Origin of the sequence: Klebsiella sp. ME-303 (assembly GCF_007910085.1) — a bacterium.
GTDB lineage: Bacteria > Pseudomonadota > Gammaproteobacteria > Enterobacterales > Enterobacteriaceae > Klebsiella > Klebsiella michiganensis.
Genome location: NZ_VOJB01000100.1, coordinates 559 through 821, shown reverse-complemented (window position 1 = coordinate 821; position 263 = coordinate 559). Strand labels below are relative to the sequence as shown.

Below are 263 nucleotides of genomic sequence, written 5' to 3'. Positions count from 1 at the left end.
TGGCCAGCTGCAACAGACTCATCTGCTGAAGCAAGTGCGTCGTGATGTTGCACGCGTTAAGACTTTACTGACTCAGAAGGCGGGTGCGTAATGACCGATAAAATCCGTACTCTGCAAGGTCGCGTGGTTAGCGACAAAATGGAGAAATCCATTGTTGTTGCTATCGAACGTATGGTGAAACACCCGGTATACGGCAAATTCATCAAGCGTACGACCAAACTGCACGTACATGACGAGAACAACGAATGCGGTATCGGCGACGT

Annotated in this window: 2 protein-coding genes; both read left to right on the top strand. The window is 49.4% G+C overall.

Annotated elements, in window-relative coordinates:
- On the top strand, positions 1-91 hold a 91-nt coding region (gene rpmC, locus FQK12_RS24045; protein ID WP_146295787.1), incomplete at its 5' end, for a 50S ribosomal protein L29.
- A partial coding sequence (rpsQ, locus tag FQK12_RS27785) for a 30S ribosomal protein S17 (RefSeq protein ID WP_261393153.1) occupies positions 91-263 on the top strand: 173 nt, incomplete at its 3' end. The genes rpmC and rpsQ, both read left to right, overlap by 1 nt.